At 45.7% G+C, this 17,840-nt stretch carries 12 protein-coding genes; 6 read left to right on the top strand and 6 right to left on the bottom strand.

What is annotated here, in order from left to right; translation table 11 throughout:
* The first annotated feature begins 38 nt into the window (after window positions 1-38).
* The 6 genes from HF679_RS15745 to HF679_RS15720 all read left to right on the top strand — a co-directional run bounded on the left by HF679_RS15745 (window position 39) and on the right by HF679_RS15720 (window position 11,275).
* Window positions 39-1,304, top strand: a complete 1,266-nt coding sequence (locus tag HF679_RS15745) for a tyrosine-type recombinase/integrase (protein WP_187042205.1) — start codon at window positions 39-41, stop codon at window positions 1,302-1,304.
* A gap of 217 nt (window positions 1,305-1,521) precedes the next feature.
* Complete coding sequence (gene dptF, locus HF679_RS15740; protein ID WP_187042204.1) at window positions 1,522-3,171, top strand: DNA phosphorothioation-dependent restriction protein DptF; 1,650 nt, start codon at window positions 1,522-1,524, stop codon at window positions 3,169-3,171.
* 4 nt (window positions 3,172-3,175) lie between these two features.
* Entirely contained in the window at window positions 3,176-4,501 is a 1,326-nt protein-coding gene (gene dptG / locus HF679_RS15735; RefSeq protein WP_187042203.1) for a DNA phosphorothioation-dependent restriction protein DptG, read from the top strand.
* Entirely contained in the window at window positions 4,482-9,563 is a 5,082-nt protein-coding gene (gene dptH / locus HF679_RS15730; RefSeq protein WP_187042202.1) for a DNA phosphorothioation-dependent restriction protein DptH, read from the top strand. Before dptG ends, dptH begins: the two co-directional genes overlap by 20 nt.
* Window positions 9,564-9,594: 31 nt before the next feature.
* Window positions 9,595-10,119, top strand: coding sequence for a hypothetical protein (locus HF679_RS15725; RefSeq protein WP_187042201.1), 525 nt, complete (start codon window positions 9,595-9,597; stop codon window positions 10,117-10,119).
* A gap of 1 nt (window position 10,120) precedes the next feature.
* Complete coding sequence (locus HF679_RS15720) at window positions 10,121-11,275, top strand: DNA phosphorothioation-associated DGQHR protein 1 (RefSeq protein WP_187042200.1); 1,155 nt, start codon at window positions 10,121-10,123, stop codon at window positions 11,273-11,275.
* A gap of 48 nt (window positions 11,276-11,323) precedes the next feature.
* Here HF679_RS15720 and dndE read toward each other — a convergent pair whose 3' ends face one another.
* From dndE to HF679_RS15690, 6 genes are all read right to left on the bottom strand, one after another.
* On the bottom strand, window positions 11,324-11,677 hold the full coding sequence (gene dndE, locus HF679_RS15715; RefSeq protein WP_187042199.1) for a DNA sulfur modification protein DndE: 354 nt from the start codon (window positions 11,675-11,677) through the stop codon (window positions 11,324-11,326).
* Entirely contained in the window at window positions 11,677-13,686 is a 2,010-nt protein-coding gene (dndD, locus tag HF679_RS15710; protein WP_187043063.1) for a DNA sulfur modification protein DndD, read from the bottom strand. The genes dndE and dndD overlap by 1 nt, the downstream gene beginning before the upstream one ends.
* Window positions 13,676-15,310: a DNA phosphorothioation system sulfurtransferase DndC gene (gene dndC, locus HF679_RS15705; RefSeq protein WP_187042198.1), complete on the bottom strand. Its 1,635-nt coding sequence runs from the start codon at window positions 15,308-15,310 to the stop codon at window positions 13,676-13,678. Before dndC ends, dndD begins: the two co-directional genes overlap by 11 nt.
* On the bottom strand, window positions 15,307-16,392 hold the full coding sequence (dndB, locus tag HF679_RS15700) for a DNA sulfur modification protein DndB (protein ID WP_187042197.1): 1,086 nt from the start codon (window positions 16,390-16,392) through the stop codon (window positions 15,307-15,309). Before dndB ends, dndC begins: the two co-directional genes overlap by 4 nt.
* A 550-nt stretch (window positions 16,393-16,942) precedes the next feature.
* Window positions 16,943-17,518 (bottom strand): hypothetical protein, encoded by a 576-nt coding sequence (locus HF679_RS15695; protein WP_187042196.1) that lies wholly within the window; start codon window positions 17,516-17,518, stop codon window positions 16,943-16,945.
* A 102-nt stretch (window positions 17,519-17,620) separates the two neighbouring features.
* Window positions 17,621-17,827, bottom strand: a complete 207-nt coding sequence (locus HF679_RS15690; protein ID WP_039055622.1) for a helix-turn-helix transcriptional regulator — start codon at window positions 17,825-17,827, stop codon at window positions 17,621-17,623.
* Between the last annotated feature and the right edge of the window lie 13 nt (window positions 17,828-17,840).

Raw genomic sequence — 17,840 nt, 5'->3', positions numbered from 1 at the left:
GTTGTATACTCACTTCGGCACATGGAAGGAGAGCTTTTATGGCTCTGACAGATATCAAAGTGCGCTCAGCAAAACCACAGGAAAAGGAGTATACCCTTGTCGATGGGGATGGCATGTTTTTGCTCATTCACCCTAACGGCTCAAAATACTGGCGGTTCCGCTTTCGCTTTGGTGGTAAGCAGCACCTGATGGCATTTGGGGTTTATCCTGAAACGTCACTGGCAGATGCTCGTCAAAAAAGGGAAGAGGCCAGAAAGCTTGTTGCTGCAGGCATCGATCCCCGTGAACACAAACGTGCAGTGAAAGAAGAGCAGACGAAAGAGGCTATTACCTTTGAGTCAGTTGCCAGAGAGTGGCACGCAGCAAATAAAAAATGGACAGAAGAACATAGCCGACGGGTGCTGAAGAGCTTGGAAGATAATTTGTTCCCAGCAATTGGGAAGCGGAGTATTGATAGTTTTAGTACGCGCGATCTCCTTGTCCCTATCAAAGTAGTTGAGGCTACAGGGCGTCTTGAAGTGGCTTCGCGTCTTCAGCAGCGTACCAATGCGATTATGCGTTATGCAGTGCAAAGCGGTTTGATCGATTACAATCCTGCTCAGGAGATGGCTGGGGCAGTTGCTTCAAGTAATCGTGTCCATCGACCAGCACTTGAACTGAAACGCTTACCTGAACTACTCCAGCGAATTGATAGCTACTCCGGACGACCTTTAACCCGTCTGGCTGTTGAGCTCACGTTATTAATCTTTATTCGTTCCAGTGAGTTGCGCTTTGCTCGTTGGCCCGAGATCGATTTTGAAAGGGCAATGTGGACAATCCCGGCAGAACGAGAAGCTATAGAAGGTGTTAAGCATTCGCAACGAGGTTCTAAAATGCGCACACCTCATTTAGTTCCTCTGTCTCGTCAGGCATTAGTAATCCTTCAACAGGTCCACAAGATCAGTGGTGATCGTGACTTTGTTTTCGTTGGCGATCATAACCCTCATAAGCCCATGAGTGAAAACACGGTGAACAAGGCACTGCGCGTCATGGGATATGACACTAAGGTGGAGGTTTGTGGGCATGGTTTCAGAACAATGGCCTGTAGTTCGTTGATTGAATCAGGGTTGTGGTCGAGGGATGCGGTAGAGCGTCAGATGAGCCATATGGAGCGTAACTTAGTACGTGCGGCTTATATTCATAAAGCAGAGCATCTGGATGAACGCAAACTGATGCTGCAATGGTGGGCTGACTTTCTGGATGGGAATCGGGAGAGTGGGATTACGCCGTTTGACTATGCAAAAGTCAATCGTGGTAATATTTAGTGTATATGTTTAATTAATATACAATCAATCAACCAGCTTCCAAAGTGAAGCTGGTTGATGTATGGACTTGACCCGCCATCTCTGGATGTGTTTCATGGACGGAAAGGAAAATACACAATTTTGAAATTGCTCGTAATGAATGTGTCAAAGAGCCTATAGATATCAGTGGGTAGCTTTTATAGAATAGGTGTATTCCTACTTTAGAGAACATGAAGTTATGAGCGCAATCACATTACGTAAAGCGTTGGGTGTACTTGCGAAGTCATCTTCGTTTTCCGTCACCACCGTGACACACCGTCAGAAGGATGAGTTCGATCAGTTAAAGGAACAACTCTTTGTTAAACAAGAAATTGAAACCGAATTACAACGCTATCTGGATGTTGCTAAACCCGGTGAAATCATTTTTTTGTGCGGCAGTAGCGGGGATGGAAAGTCCGAAATTTTAACCCGCTGTCAGTCAGATCCGCGTTATCAGCGGCGATTTATTTTCCATCTGGATGCCACTCATAGTTTTGCCCCTCGACAATCAGCTATTGATGCTTTGAATGAGTTATTTGCTAATCATCATCAGCAGTCATCTCCATTGCTCATTGGCATCAACACCGGAATGCTTGCCAACTTTGCCCGAGAAGGTGCTGAATGCCATAAGGTGATCCGGTCTGCAATTGACTCATTTTTATCAGGGCATCAGGATGCAAGCCGTCCTTATCGTAACGAGAATTGTTCTTTTTTTGATTTTGAACACTATCCTAAATTCCAGTTTAACGAAAATAAAAACTATTCATCATTTATTAAAGCCTTATTAGATAACTTAACTCGAGACGATGATAACAATTTATTTCAGTTTATCTTTCGGCGCGATGAGTTAATTAATCCAGATCTAAAAGAGGTCGCAAACTTTAAATTGCTTTGCATGCCTGGCGTGCAGAATGTATTAATTACGCAGCTCTTTAAAGCGCGGTTGATTAAAGACCAGTTTGTCACGACCCGAACGCTGTTGGACTTTCTGCATCATCTGTTGATGGGGCCTGGCTACTTATTTGATAATCTCTTCATCGGTGCAGAAAATGATCTGATTAAAAAAGTTTCCGATTTTGATCCCGCCAGATTGCACACCTATGAACTTGATCAGTTTGTTTTGCGCTATGAACTGGGACTGGTTGACGCTGATCTCGATGATTTTTTAGCCGCACTTGAGCCGTTGCACATTAAGTTTGAGCGCCAGAGCGTTAAGCCCGGTGACGCAACCTCCTTGATCCGGCTTTTCTGGCTGTTGCAGCACGAGTCGTTGGGTAATGATTATCATCGGAGATTTTCCGCGTTCTTTAACGAATCGTTGTTTGAACGTTACTCAGAAATCTGGCATTTGCATAGAAATTACACAGCAGATCCGGAGCAAAAAAGATCACTGAATCGCTTCTATGCTTTTGAGCTTATCGCGGGTATCCAGCGCTATGCTAACCGCAAAGCACCTGAATTAAGTATGCAAAAAGAAGAGTTCTTTTTGGGTGAGTTTGGTGGGGTGAAAATAACCGCACCGGTAGAGGTGAAGCCTGATTGGGATGCTATCCGTAATAAACATACGGCTCATCCAACTGGCTTCGATGTCTATTTAAAGGTGGGGCGAAATCCACTGCCGCATATCCATATCGGGCTTAATTTGTTCGAATTACTGGACAAGTTGAATAATGGCTATCGTCCGAATAAATACGATAAAAATGCCATCGTGTTACTGGATGAAATTGTTGAGTTGATCGCGGAGCAGGCTAAATCCAGCAGCGAAATCAAATTTTATGATGGCAGACAACGGGTTTATCGTGCAAAGGCGGATGACGATATGATCACTATTAGCGGTATGGAGGGTTAGCAGAATGTACCCTATCGCAAACGAGTTAAAAGTGGGTAACAATCAACTGGATAGTTACCTGCCTGTGCGCAATAAAAATAACGATATTAGCTGGCAATTCGTCACCGGTCTGGTCCTTAGCTACGCCCTGAAACGCAAAATCGAAGCTTACGATCCCGAACAATTCCGTGAAGATTGTAAAACACATCTGCAGGAGCTGCTTGATGAGCCTGCATTCTGGTCCGTGCTGGAACGGATGTATTTTTCCAGTCAGGATATTTTCCGTGTCTCCCCACTTTTTTTACTGTTCCACGCCCAGTTTAATGGTGAAAAAATAAGTGCCGGTTCAACGGCAGATAAACGACTTGGCACGCTATTTGCCAATTTGATGGGCGATTTCAGCCTTCGTTACCCCATACAGGACAGACTGAACTTCATTGAGCAGCAAATGCTGAATAAGCTCAATGAAAAAATAAAATTGCTGGGGAAAGGACCTTTTGCCGAAGAGCAACCCTATCTTCCGTATATGGTCACGTGTTTTCAGTCCGATCTGGCGTTTTTGGCGGAGCACCCACAATACCTTTTACAAGAATTGACCAACACCCTACGTTTGTACGCCTTTAGCTGGTGCGCTCAACTGGCGCTCAATCTGGACAACTGGCAGGACGGTGAACCACAAAGCAAATCGCTGTTTTTTATTCTTGATAGCGAAAAAGCCAGCTCTGAACGGGAAAAGGTGAAACGTTATGGCTATAAGCTGTTCGCCAGCCAGAGCGAAAAACTGTTCCCGATACTTTCCGCGCTGGAGGTGTTGCAGGTAAAAGGGGCGAAAAAACGCCCTCTCTGGCAGGTATATCAGGATTGTTTGAGTTATTCGGGCACCCCAAATCAAGTGTTAGATGAGCTTAATGATTACATACAAAAATTTATTAGTAAGGAAGAACGAGATCTTCCAGCTCGTGAACGCGCAACAAACCTGGAAAATGCCTTCAAACAGCTCTTATCCGTTGCCGTAGAGCAGTTCCAGGGTAAAAAAACTGACCGCGCGACGGTAAATCGTAAATACGTTAATGAGCTGGAAAACCAGATTTGCACTGACTTCATTCAGGTGCGTGGTCGGGCAGGGAAAGTGCTGGTGCTGAATCAGGATCGTCTTCTGTTGCTGACCAATCTCACTGTGGGCAAAAATGACAAACTCCGCCTGCACGAACTGCTGCGTGGTTTTGAACAGCGCGGTTTTTATCTGGACAACCAGTCGGCGCAAACGCTGGTGGCGTTTTATGAACGCATGGGAAATGTAGAGCGAATGAGTGATAGTGGAGACGCCGTGTATGTCCGTAAAACAGTATGAAACCTATCTGGCCGAAACCTTTATTGAATGGGTAGGTGGCATCATTCAGCCCGGCGAGCGCTACCAGTTCAAATCTCCCGATCCCGATAATGCCCTAAAACTCTGGGAAGCATTCGTCTCTCTGGCGGACGGCAATCAGTTGGAAATTGTGCCAGGGCAATATATTGATTGCCTTCCCTGCAATGGTGTTCAGCTTATTCCTGTACTGCACGGTGCCGAGGCTCCAGCATTCACAGAAAACTACATTTCTCATTTGCGCGATGAAGTTGCAGGGCGCAGCGGCGTTTTTGCCCAAACAGCGCTGTTGATTATTCACAACAGTATGCTCGATACCCTGATTAACAGCACGAAAGACGTGGCAGCGCCGGATGCTATCTGGTATCCGCAAACCTTCAGCCATCAACTGGAAAAGCTAATTACCACCGATAGTAACCGTTCAGAATTGTCCCGCTGTTTGCTGGAGGATCAACTGGCGACGGTACTGGATGAAGGCGCGACTGTCTTTGGTTTTTCGTCGCTGTATCGCTTGCTGGATGATGGCAATCTGGATTTCTCTGAGCTTCATCTGTTTAAAGATGATGAACTACTGAACTATAGCCAAAAACAGCTACGCACCCGGTTGAATGAAAACCGGAAATTATATCGCCAGATAGAAGACAGCGTTGAACGCTACAGCGGACAACTGGAGAATGTACTGCCTGAATTCAGTACAAAATTCATTCAGGAGCATTTTTACGATAAAGGCGACTGGCGTGAGCTCGATTTCTCTGACTACAGGAAAGAGAAAGAGCAGAACAGCGAACAAAAACTGGTGCTGGAGAATGTCTCCGTCGAAAACGGCGAGGTTTGGCAACGGGCGAAAAGCGCCAGTAAGGCAGGCAAACGTGATATCAGCCTGCTGGTGCAGGTGCAGCCAGGGCAATCAAAGGCTGAGCTGGAGTTCAGTTTCCAGGGTAATGATCTTCAGGATAACCAGATAAAAATTGCCCATAATCGCCAGTTAAAGAACATGCCTTTCTGGCGCACTAGCCGGGCAGGCGGCAAGACTTCCCGCATTATTGCATCTGTACCTTTTGACGGGCATCCCTGCTTTTTTAGTCTCGAACTGACCAACCGCAATAATTCAGCCGAAGAGTATAAATTTCGCCTGTTGTTGGTCGAGCAGGGACAATTCTGGCTAAACGATATTCAGCACTGCTACCGCGTTGAGCCAGGTAAAGATCAAATAACCCTGCAACTGGAAGATAACACGCTGCGTATTGCCGAGTCTGGCAACCTTACCTGTACGTTGGATGACGAGAGCGAAGACATCGACTGCCAGCATTATGCTCTGGTGAATTTTGAGACGCTGGCAAATCAAAGCGACCTGGTTCAGTTTGTGCTCGTCTCCGGTGATTCCCGTCTGTCGTTTAACATCGAGGGACCGGGAGCAGAAGAAGGGCTAACGCTGCCGTTGCTTTTTGACCAAAGTCGTTTCAATAAGTTGTTCAAAGAAGAGGGCAATGCAACCTGGAACCGACTAAAAGGGCGCATCATACTCGATAATACTGAACACAAGGTTGTCGGTGTACGCCAGCAGTTGTTGATACTGGAAGCCTCATTAATTGAGCAACGTCTGCTGGGTACGGGAAGTGACGATAGCGTGTTTGCGCTGGATGAACTTCTAGCCAGCTACCCCGATCTCCATAACGCCTATGAGCAGCTATTTGCCTACTATCATCGTCGTAACACCCTGCCGAGTCTGGTGTCGTGGTCAGCAGAATATCGCACACTGGTCAGCTATATTGTTACTACGTTTGAACAGTCACTCCAGCAAATCGGCCTGAGCAGAGCGCTGACAGCGCAGGAGAAACGTCTTCTGCATCTGGGGATCTGCCGCAATGATAGCCATGAGCGCCTCTCACCACTGCACCCATTAGTGCTGGCCTACCATCTACAACTGGCAGAAACTATCGTTGCGGAGTCGGAACAGCACGATTCGGCTTCATTTGCCACACTACCACCGATTACTCTCGATCGCCTGATGGTTTCCGGCTTAATGCCATTTGTTTACCACAGTGAGCATGAATACGCGCAACTACAGCCGGTGGAGGAAAACCGTTTCTGGATTGACGCGGTTCCCCAGCGGCAGGTCAGCCATGACTACGTTAAACGTCTGGTAAAAGACAAACTCAATGAGTTCACGGACGCTTACGCCCGGTTGTTCCAGAGCGCTGAAAACAGTGCGTTGATTATCAATGCCATTAATCAAGGGAACGCCAAAGAACTGTTTCTGGGATTAGTAGAATATTTTAAGCAAGAAAAAGAGCACGCTATTTCGGTGCATGTGAACTGCTACGATGAACGTTTGCTACCCAATATGTTCGATCACTTTGCCGAAAGTGGTAGCTATGAGCAGCTTAAAAACGATCTCGATCTGAACAGCGGCGTATGGCGGGCGGAAGCCGATATGCTGATTGACCTGCTGCGTAGCCGGTTAACGTTCAGCAAGTTTGTCCTGCCGTCAGAAAGCGACAAGTTGGCCTATGCACATCTGGCATTTTTCACCAATACAGCACCTGTGGATTGCCGCCAGATCCGCATTGAAGATGCGTCCAGCGGGGTATTGTGTCATGGGTTGATCGCTGGGGAAGGTGCCGAAACGCAGGGGGATGCTTACTTTACCGCGTTTGGCCTGCGTGATGTGGATACTGAGTCCTACTGCGCTCTGCGTCTTGCCCGACTAATCGGCTGCCTGTGGCAACCTGCACGTCAAAGCAACAGCCAGTATCATGGACAAGGGATCGGCCTGGCTGTGAGCGGCAATTTTAAACAGCTGCTCAATTACTCCTACAACAGCGCGCTTTGGACCACCATCATTGATCCTAAAGTCACCCTCGACTTTTTCACCAGTCAGAAAGATGTGGTGCTTATCCACTATTCTGACCAGTACACCAGTTGTGCAGGCTACGATGCCGTCACCGTCACGAAGCAGGTTGATTTGTTCCTGCGGTTGCTCCAGACCGGAAGCCAGTCAGGGCAACCTGCTGTTGATAGTCAGCATTTGCTGGCTGAATTTAATGCTTTTAATGGCGAATGGCTGCTGAAAATGCTGCGCTCCAGTGAAAGAGAGCGTAAAGAGAAACACGGCATTATAGGCGCATACAAATTTGTGCAATCCATGTTGCACCAGTCCGATATTTGCTGGATTCCGCTATCGGTGGCCGAAATGATCCGCGTGTCCGGCAATGTCGGGCTGAAAATGAAAGAGACTGATTTATCGAGAAATTTACAGGGTTATCGTAAAGGTGCCATCTCTGATGATGTACTCTTTGTGGGATTCAAAGAAGACCGCCTCTATCTGTTGCCGCTGGAAGTTAAAACTGGGGCCCGACCGGACTACAGCTATGCAGGCCAACAGGCTCGTGAGTTGAAACGCTACTTACAGCAGGACATTCTGGAACCACAGACGCTGGCATCACAGCTGTATCGGGCGCTCTTTATACGTCAGGTGCTGATGCAGGTGGAGAAACTGCGCCTGTATGGAGTGCTGGACAGCGACAAACTGGCTCCCTTGCTGGATCGACGCGAATGGTGGTTAACGGGTGACTATCAGTTAGGTGAGTTGACCGAGTATGCGAACGGCTTCGTCGTGGCGCATGTGGACAGCTCAACCTGCTTCGATCTCTCTTATAAAGAGACACCGGAGAATATCTTACAGATTGAAATCCCTTATTCACTGCTGCCTTCGTTAATTGCTGCGCAGGGGAATGAACCACCGCTGGCGGAACGTTATCGGGTGCCGGAAAAATACCGGCTTAAGCCAGAGTGTGATGCCACTCCGTCACAACCCAAAGTTGTGGTAGAAGTCACAACGCCGGCTACTGCACAGTCCATTTCGGAACCGGAGTCGTTACAGCCTGCTGTACCCGTGGCTACTTCTGATAAAAGCGATACTCCATTACGGATCCTGTTTGGTCATGATGCTGCGCGTCAGAGCCCGTTACATTGGGAGCCAACCAACACCGCGAAGTTCATGAATACCAATACCGGCATTATTGGAACGATGGGCACCGGTAAAACCCAGTTTACTAAATCGCTGGTCACACAGTTGATGCGTAATCAGTCCTGTAACGTTGATGGCAAACCTATTGGTTTGCTGATCTTCGACTACAAATCAGACTATGTGGATGAGGCTTTTCTTGATTCTACGGGGGCCAAAAAGTACAAATTATTTAAGCTGCCTTACAACCCCTTATCTCTGTTTGGTGACACGCCAATGCTACCAATCCATACCGCTGGTGGACTATCGGAAACGATGGCGAAAGCTTATGGATTGGGCCATAAGCAGCAGCTCAAATTAGAAAATCTGATTTTAGAATGTTACGAAGCGGCAGGCATTTCGCCGGAAGATCCGACAACATGGTCACGGACTGCGCCGACGATTGAAGATGTATGGCAGCGCTTCCTCGATCAGGAAAAGGTTGAAGAAGATTCGCTTTACGCAGCACTTTCTAAACTGGCGCGTTACAAGATATTCGAGACAATCCCGGAAAAGATGACCAGTTTGTACGAATTGATTGACGGTGTCACTGTGATTGAACTGGCTGGTTACCCGCCAGAAGTGCAAAACCTTGTGGTTGCACTAACGCTGGATCTTTTTTACGCGCAGATGCAAAAGCGCGGTAAACCAGTAGTGCGAGGGGATTATCGTCAGCTCACTAAAATGATTCTGGTGGACGAAGCCGATAACTTTATGCGTCAGGATTTTTCCAGTCTGCGTAAGATCCTTAAAGAAGGCCGTGAGTATGGTGTTGGTGCGATCCTATCAACGCAGGAGATCACTCACTTTAAGACTGGAGAGAATAATTATGCTTCCTATATTTTGACTTGGGTGATCCATCGTGTTTCTGAGATTAGGAACGCGGATATCAAGGCGGTATTTAACGTCGATGATAAAGGTGAGCAGGAGTCTTTGATGGGGCAGATTCGACAGCTTGAGAAGCATTTTAGCCTGTATGTTGATGGAGATAAGCAGGTTAAGAAAATGCGTGACCGGGCGTTTTGGGAACTGAATCTATAGTTTTTATCTATTCATCAATAGGTTATCGGATATGTCAAAGAATGATCTTGCTCATTGGGGTAATTTAGTCTCGGATATTCGTGGGTTATACCCAAGAATTATTCAGCCAAAGTTTATATTTATATCATTTGTAACTTTGTCAGTGTCGACATGTGGCATATGGATTGGCCCTTTCTTTTTAAATGATAATACTCAGTTAGGATTTTCAATTTTCTCTTTTATTATAACTACATTAGGGGTGTTAGCCGCAGAGCGACTATCAAAGAATGATGATAATGATAATTCCATGACATCATCAGAAAAACATCGTAAGCAGGTTATGATGTCCTTCTCTATTTTTTTATGGTTTTTATCATTTGTTTTCTCATTTTATGGACTTAAAAATAATGTAAATTTCATGTTGATTTTATCATTTTCTATAACTTTGTTGTTATGGCTTTCTATTACAGTTGTTAAACCAGACTTTGAAGGGCCTAAACCTGTAACTCCAGATTCGATTGTGACTAGTGAGTTATCAGCTGTGGCAGTTGATGATGAACCTGGTAAGGGGCTTTGATATGACTAACCCTATAAAAATAAATGCTATTAAAGTAACTCAGCCATATGGTGATTTTTTCCAGACTGTAATGTCTGCAGAAGATCTTTTAAAATGCATTTATGTGAATCAAGCTGAGATTGATAATGGAGAGATTTCTGGAGTACAAAGAAAAGAATCGATGCCGCGGGCATTAGATATAGCTAAATTTATTGACTCTGATGAGGCTGCATTTCCTAACTCTATTATATTATCAGTTAATCATAATGAGAGTGATATTCCTGCAACAGAGGATGAAAAATGGAAGTTTGAGCAAGTTAATGGTGATTTATATATCATAACCATTCCTAATATTAACCTTAGATTATGTTCTGTAATTGATGGTCAACATAGGTTGCTGGGCTTTCGTTATGCTGAAAATAAAGAGATAAAATTACCCTGTTCTATTTATGACTCGTTACCTCCATCAAATCAAGCGACTATATTTTCAACTATAAATTTTAATCAACAAAAAGTTCCTAAAAGCTTAGCCTATAGATTGTTTGGATATTCATTAGATGATATATCGAGAGAGTATTGGCCTCCTGATTTACTTGCGGTCTATTTCAGCGAGAAATTTAACAAAGCTAATGACTATCCTTTTTACCAAAGATTGAAAAATAGGGTATTACAAGAGGTTACTGCTGACGATTGGTCTATTTCTTCATCAGTATTTATCGATGGCGTTTTATCACTTATATCTAAAAACCCTAGATCTGATAGATATATAATTAACGCCATAAGTTCAAGTGACGATAATAAAGGGCGTGAGAGGCTTTTAGGTACAAAGTCTAAAGACAATAGTCCGTTGCGTGGATTCTATATAAATAATAATGATAAAGCTATCGAGCAGATATTGTTGATGTTTTTCGGTGCGGTTAAGGAACATTTTTGGACTGAAAGATGTATTAGTGAGAGGACTGTTCTTGTTCGAACAATCGGTATTTCTGCATTGTTTAGATTTCTTCGTACAAGGTTAATGTCTATGTCTGAAATAAACATGGATAGTGTTAGTCGGTTATGCGCTGCTATAAAGGAAGTTAATCCGATAGAGTTTACTAACAATACTGAATATACATCTACAACTGTAGGTCAGGGGAAAGTATATAATTATTTAAATGAGAAGGTGCCATCATAATTTTTTCCAATCCACCTTCATTTTGAAGGTGGATTGAGTTTTTTTATACTAGATTGCTTTTGCCAAGCTTAATATGTTTTTATGATTTCTTAGAGGGGCAATTCCATCTTCAATATGCGCAGCCCATGCTTTAATTATCATTTTTTGGTCCAGTCCAGGGTACAGCATCCTCAAAATTAATTCAGTCGCTTCTAAGGTATCCCCCAACCACGTAATTTTATCCAGTACCAACGAGCCATCCAGCTTCTTACTATCCCGTTCAGGCGAATAGCGAAACTCACTCTCCACCGAGCGGAAAAATGCTAGTCGAGCCGCGACATTTGGCGTAATTCCAGTATATCCTCTTAACTTCTTGAGCTGGTCTTCAGTCTGACGACTAAGCACCATTCGATTCGGGAGCATCAAACAGCCTCCTTAGTTAGTTCCCAGAAATAACCGGGTTTCAGCGCAGATGATTTGGTATGCGCATTAAACACAATCTCATAAGCATGAGAAATATCATCACGCAGTCGGTCGACGAAATAACGCTCGTCCACTTCAGTATCGGTGGATAGCAGCACAACCTGATGGCTGGCCTCCGGGAAATAATGATTAATCAACTTATCCCGGTGCTGAGAATCCAGACGCCCTAACGGCGTATCAATAATCACTGGGAAATCACGCCCAGAGGTTTTTGCAAGCGCCTCAAGAATCGCAATCGCATAAATCTGCTTTTCACCCGCAGAAAGCAGCTTACGATTAATCACCGAACCCTTTTCATCCACCAGTTCAACATCAAATGTCTGTGGATTTATGTGCGCATTAAGCTGTAAATCCTCTTTACGAGCAAGTTTGCGGTAGGCTATTTCAAAGTTAGCAGATAACTTCTTCACTCGAGCCTGTGTTAACACATCACTGTAGTAATCGAGCAGGTTAATGGTTTCCTGCGCATTTTTAAATGCGCTGCTCAAACCATGTTGGCTACGGGTTATGTCATGTGCTTTCTGTACCTGACGAACACATTCCAGTTGCTGCTGTTTCGTTCGTTTAGCCTCTTCCAGCAATGAGCGATATTTTTGCCGCTGTTTTTCACGCTTATGATCGAGATCGCGTAATGCTGCAAAGAGATCCATTAACTGCTCGTCTTCCGGGGCGCGAGCAATATTAGCAGCGGCTTGCTCCAGTTGTTGTTCAATATCCGCTAATTGATGGCGGTACATATCAAAACGCTGCCATGCTTTTTTGCTGTCCTGCTCAATGGACTGCTGGAGCATCCCGGCTTCACGTTCAGAAATATCAAACAGCAAATCACCTTTTGGTTTGGCTGCCATATATGCGTCCAAATTATTGGTAATCGCTTCGGTAGCAATGGCTCTGGTACTACTCTCACTGCTGGAACGGAACGCGATATCATTTTTGAGTTGAGTTAAAAATTGATTTAACTCCGTCTCAAAATTTTTCGCCTGCTTGATCTGTGCTTCATTGGCAATTTTTTCCAGCAACCGCGACAACGTATTAGGCGCTAACGCATAGGGCAACGATCCATCGCATTCCTGTCGTAACGCTTTTTCCAGACGCTCTTTTTCTTTTAACAGCGTTTCAACTTTCTGTTTTTCCTGTGCTTTAGTCTGGGCAAATGCGCCGCCCTGCGCATTTAACAATCCCTCATGGCGAATAATGTCCTGGGATAAAAATTCAATCCGCGAGTTGACGAAATCGGCCTCTTCCAGCAATTTCTCTGCCTGACCGGCAAGCGTTTTAATCTTTGCTTCAAGCGCTTCAACCTGCTGTTGCTGGGAGCCAGCCAACTGCGCGGTTTGCTGGCGTTTGACAAAAATCATCAGGTCATTTTGTAGTCTGGCGATCAGATCCAGTCCCAACAAACGACGCACCGCTGTACGCAGAATATTGCCAGATTCATCTTCCGCCAACTCTGCAATCTTCTCTCCATCAAAAAAGAAAAGATCGGCGACACCGTGGGGAATTAATTCATTCAAAAACCCTTGGCACTGGTCATAACTGAGTTCACTACGCGGTTGTCCATCCTGTTGCAAAGAGAGACGATCTTTCTTTCCTTTCTTCCAGCTTCGCGTGACGGTGAATTCAGTCTCATGGCCGTTTTGGTTGTAGGTAAAGGTCAGTTCTACTGCGGCCTCATCCGGACGCTCTGCTGTATACGTCCCGTTGTGCACCAGTGCTCCGAGTTGTTCAACATACTCCTGCTGCTGCATTGCCGGGCCAAACGCTAAACGCCCATACAGTGCCAGTCGAATTGCCGACAAAATAGATGTTTTCCCTGCACCATTTAAACCACCAAATAGCACAATCGGGCGAGGGTTTACTTCATGTGGACGCTTTCTGGGAGCCAGATCGATGGTGTGTGTGCCGCAAAATACGCGGAAATTATGTAATACTAGTTGCTTAATGAGCACGTTCATTTTCCTCATCGATAAGCACAGACGATTCGCCTGCATCGATAATTCTGCGCTGTAAAGTCTGGAGTTCAGCTTCTAGCTTATTCACTTCGTCCTGATGAATATCCCGGTCGTTGCGTTTTTGCAGCGTTGCCTGTTGCTGCTGGATTTCTTCCAGGCTGCCCCAGTCCTGCTTTAAAATTGTGCCGAGCTTGTCAAAAATCCCCTGGCGACGACTTAACCCTTCCATCGAGGTTTCCAGCTCAATCAGTTTCATCACCATTTCAGGTACTACGTCAAACCCTTGCGTTATCTGCACCAGCAAATCAGCATCGCTGGCATCAAAGCGCGACTGATCGTCAACCACCCAATTCAGATCCTGCTGATATACCTCGCGGTAAATCCCCGGTAATGTGTCGTACCAGTCTGGCTCGTTAGGATCTTTCAACCACTCCTGGCGGATAGCGTGTAGCTCCGGCTGGGTAATTAACGTAATCGTGTGGCCTTGGGCGTTTAAATCACGCTCAATTTCCAGTAAGTCTTTTAACCACTGCTGGCGGTATTTGAGCCAGTAGGGGCCAGGAACATGCTTACGCTCTGCACTACGATCTTCACCGTCTTTAGCGTACTGGTAGCTCACCTTACCGGTGCGGCGTTTATAGTTGCGATAGGTGTCTTTATTCGCCGGATCGGTGGTAAACGCCAGCAGATCACGATATTTCAGCAATGGTGACATCCACTCTTCGCCATTTTTGATCAGACTTTCCATCGCTTTATCTTTGGTGACTACGGTACAGGTCCAGCAGCCAAAGCGAGAGTTCCCGCAAGAGGGGGTACTTTCGTCGATCACCAGGGGACACTCACCCTGTGCGGACGAGTCCATATATAGCGTCCACAGAGGACGGTTGTTTCCACCCCAAGGGCTTTCCCATTCGTCGATATCTTCAGGAGCATAGCGGAACGCGCCGCGCAGCAGTTTCCAGACGTCTTCTACATCCCAGGTATCAATAGGGGTATAGATAAATGCATTTGCCAGCGTGGTATGCCGTGCCAAGCGTGAACCATCAATTTTATGCTTTGCGATGACCTGCGCACGGGAGGCACTCTCGCTACTACGTGAGCCGAGGACAACAATCACTTCATCAAACTGGCTAACCTTATCTTTAATAAAGTCGCTCACCGGATTGATTTTCATACGCTCGGTACACCAGCGAAAACTACGGGTTGGGGCTGGATAACCTTTCCCCAGTAAATTGACCCAGAAGGTTTCATTAGTTTTAGGCGTTACCGCATGTTGAGTGATCGGCAGGCTATTACGCTTTGCGCCTGCCTCAATCTGCAACATCGTTTTCTTAATTAAATCTACTACCACTGGTGTTTCCACCAGCGTATCGGATGACACTACAAAAACATCTTTGTTGCGCATTTCCGGGGGTAGGCCAAGCAGGGCCAGATACACCAGCGTGATCACGGCGGAAGAATCTTTCCCGCCGCTATAGCCAATTACCCACGGACGCTTATCTGCACAATAAATTCTTTGAACCTCAGCAACATATTCGGCCAGAGGGCGTCCAGCGAACTGCTCCTGATTAATAAAATCTTCGTATTCGGCCAAATCGTAGGCCTGAACTAATTTACTCATGAGACAACCATTTGAGCTTCAAGCTCCTGTTCTTCAGGAGTGAGGGGGATTGAGAGCGCAGTTTTTAGCGCATTACAGGTGAGCTGGATCGCGGTACTGGTTTTACTAAGTTTGCCATGCTGCATCGCACGTTTGACGAGATCCGGGTTGTTTCTGCGCCAGTTAAAAGTTTTAAGTGCAGTTATTTTCTCCGGCCATTGCTCAGGATAATCCGTTAGCAGGGTATATCCCAGTTGTCCAAGTGCCTGCAATCCAATGCCATGAGCGTGAATATAATCTTGTCGTAACTGAACCGGTGAAACCTCTTTTTTAGCCGCTAGCTGCCAATCCGGCATCACGCTAAAAATAGCTTGCCAATATTGGGTAGCAATTTGGGTGCATTCCTCAAAGTTGTTCTCTTTGGGATCTTTACCCAACAATGCGCGGGTAGCCTGCTTGATGCTGCTCAACGTAAATAACTTATTCGACCGCTGACTGATGCCAGATTTTTCCAGTTCTGTCATTCCAACAAACGGCTCTATGGACATCGCCAGGTAACGTGCCAGATTTGAACTGGCATCGCGATGATCGTACAAAGACGCCAGCGACGGGCTGGGGCGAATGGCGTATTTATTCAGATCGGCGAACATCTGCTGGCTACGTTTTAAGCCTTCATCAACAAAGAACAACACCGGAATATTATCCTGGCCCAGCTCCGGGCGAGCATCCAAAGCGTCTTCAATCGCTTTACGGCGATGCTGACCGTCGTTGATTAGAATTTGTGCATCCATTGGCACGCATAATGTCCCCAGGTTGTTAGAGTTGGGAAACTCATCAAACTGAACGTCAACGGCAATGGACGCTGTTAGAGCTGAAAACACATAATCTTTTGGATTTTCGAGCAGATAACGCACCATTTCGGGGATACGTGATTTATTCAGAGTGCGTTGCGCGCGTAGCTCAGGGGGGACGTCATTTTCATCAAAGCTGAATATTTTGGGTATGATGCGCATCGGGCATGTGGCAATGTAGAAAGGACGACCAGCCTGAATGCCACGTATAGCTGGAAAAGAGTAGCAGTAATCTGCATCAACACTAGCCATGCTGTAATCCATAAAAGCATAAGGTGAATTTAGTTACGTGATATTTTACGTAACTCAGGACAAAAATTACAGTTTTTCCACGTGAAAAATTGCGTACCTCATTCCGATATGTGCCGAAATTTAGTTCTATAAACCAAATTTACACGGGGGTGAACTATTCTGTATGGGTTATTTTTACTTTTTATTCAATAAGATATAAAAATATTTTCATCCATCAGTCTTGTAAGCACGTCATTTTCCTCCTCTCGTTGCCCCAGCCAAAAGTAAATCTCCTCATGATTCATCCGCTTCAGGATTTCCATTCAGTTAATCATTGATGTTCCTGGCTCCAAGTCGTAGCAGCATAGCAAGATCAGCTAATGACGAATCTCACGCACCTTAAATCGTGGGGGAAGGCTGGCTATACGATGTTTGCTTCAATCTTGCACAACTGAACCCAGTAACCCCCTTCCTTTTCGACATAGGTGGCGTCATTGAGAAAAGGGCGCGGAGTGAGGAGTTCTGCTTTTTCTGAGGTATCAAAGCGGTTAGGCACAGATCGGAACTGATATCAGTGGCCGGTAAATAGCAGATATTCATCCATCATTTGCGTGAGGGATATGTTTTCCTCCTGCCGTCCAACCAGCCACAAGCCTAGATCTTCAGGTGCCTTACGTTTCAGGTTATCCAACCAGTCTTCCAGCGTTGCACCTATCATCAAATCGTACCAACATAGCCAGACCAGTTTGTGGCGATACTCCGGTGAACTGAATTGTTGTAGCAGGCTAATCAGCTTATTCGCCAGCGGACGCTGCTTCAGGCGGATACATTCACTCAGTAATATCCCTTCCAACATTGGGTAGTGCAGTAAAGTTTTTTGCCTTGTCTCAAGGCTGATTTGCATATCAGTCAATACCGACACTGGCTCTGGATGCTGACTTCCGTAAATCAGTCGGTAAAGGCACTGTGGTACCACGGCAGTCATGTGCCCCGCGCCGGGAAAGTACAGACTGCCCACCATCAGATGGTGGCTGGCCTGGATATTGGGGTGACACATGCCATTCATGATGGCCAGTTTTGTGAACCCGTTTAGCCAACGTTGATAGCTGATTAACAAACTGTCATATCGCGTCTTTGTCTCTTTCATGGTGAATTATCCCTGAATACTGAATGACAGGCAGCCGCAAACCTCCGCAATCAACGGATAAAGAGTCTGCCTGACAGGAAGGTGATATATAACGAGAGGTATCTAGCTGCGTGATTCGTCGATTCTCGCCTGTAGCCAGGCTTCCACTTCACTTTTCCGCCAGCGGGAGCTGCGACCAAATTTGGTTGGTTTTGGAAACTTACCGTCTTTAATAAGCTTGTAAAACCATTTATCGGTCAACTGGGTGAGTTGCGTAATGAATGCCATATCGATGAACTGGTCCTCGAGCAGGGAAATTTGAATAGTCATGATTTTATTCTCC

This window comes from Enterobacter sp. JUb54 (assembly GCF_014298075.1).
GTDB lineage: Bacteria > Pseudomonadota > Gammaproteobacteria > Enterobacterales > Enterobacteriaceae > Klebsiella > Klebsiella lignicola.
This window is presented reverse-complemented; position numbering and strand designations above follow the sequence as displayed.

Bases quoted from the DNA above. Each gene is read 5' to 3' on its own strand.
- dptG (WP_187042203.1), top strand. From the start codon at position 3,176: ATGTACCCTATCGCAAACGAGTTAAAAGTGGGTAACAATCAACTGGAT.
- HF679_RS15690 (WP_039055622.1), bottom strand. From the start codon at position 17,827: ATGACTATTCAAATTTCCCTGCTCGAGGACCAGTTCATCGATATGGCA.
- dptF (WP_187042204.1), top strand. From the start codon at position 1,522: ATGAGCGCAATCACATTACGTAAAGCGTTGGGTGTACTTGCGAAGTCA.
- HF679_RS15695 (WP_187042196.1), bottom strand. From the start codon at position 17,518: ATGAAAGAGACAAAGACGCGATATGACAGTTTGTTAATCAGCTATCAA.
- HF679_RS15725 (WP_187042201.1), top strand. From the start codon at position 9,595: ATGTCAAAGAATGATCTTGCTCATTGGGGTAATTTAGTCTCGGATATT.
- dptH (WP_187042202.1), top strand. From the start codon at position 4,482: ATGTCCGTAAAACAGTATGAAACCTATCTGGCCGAAACCTTTATTGAA.
- dndE (WP_187042199.1), bottom strand. From the start codon at position 11,677: ATGCTCCCGAATCGAATGGTGCTTAGTCGTCAGACTGAAGACCAGCTC.
- HF679_RS15745 (WP_187042205.1), top strand. From the start codon at position 39: ATGGCTCTGACAGATATCAAAGTGCGCTCAGCAAAACCACAGGAAAAG.
- dndC (WP_187042198.1), bottom strand. From the start codon at position 15,310: ATGAGTAAATTAGTTCAGGCCTACGATTTGGCCGAATACGAAGATTTT.
- HF679_RS15720 (WP_187042200.1), top strand. From the start codon at position 10,121: ATGACTAACCCTATAAAAATAAATGCTATTAAAGTAACTCAGCCATAT.
- dndB (WP_187042197.1), bottom strand. From the start codon at position 16,392: ATGGCTAGTGTTGATGCAGATTACTGCTACTCTTTTCCAGCTATACGT.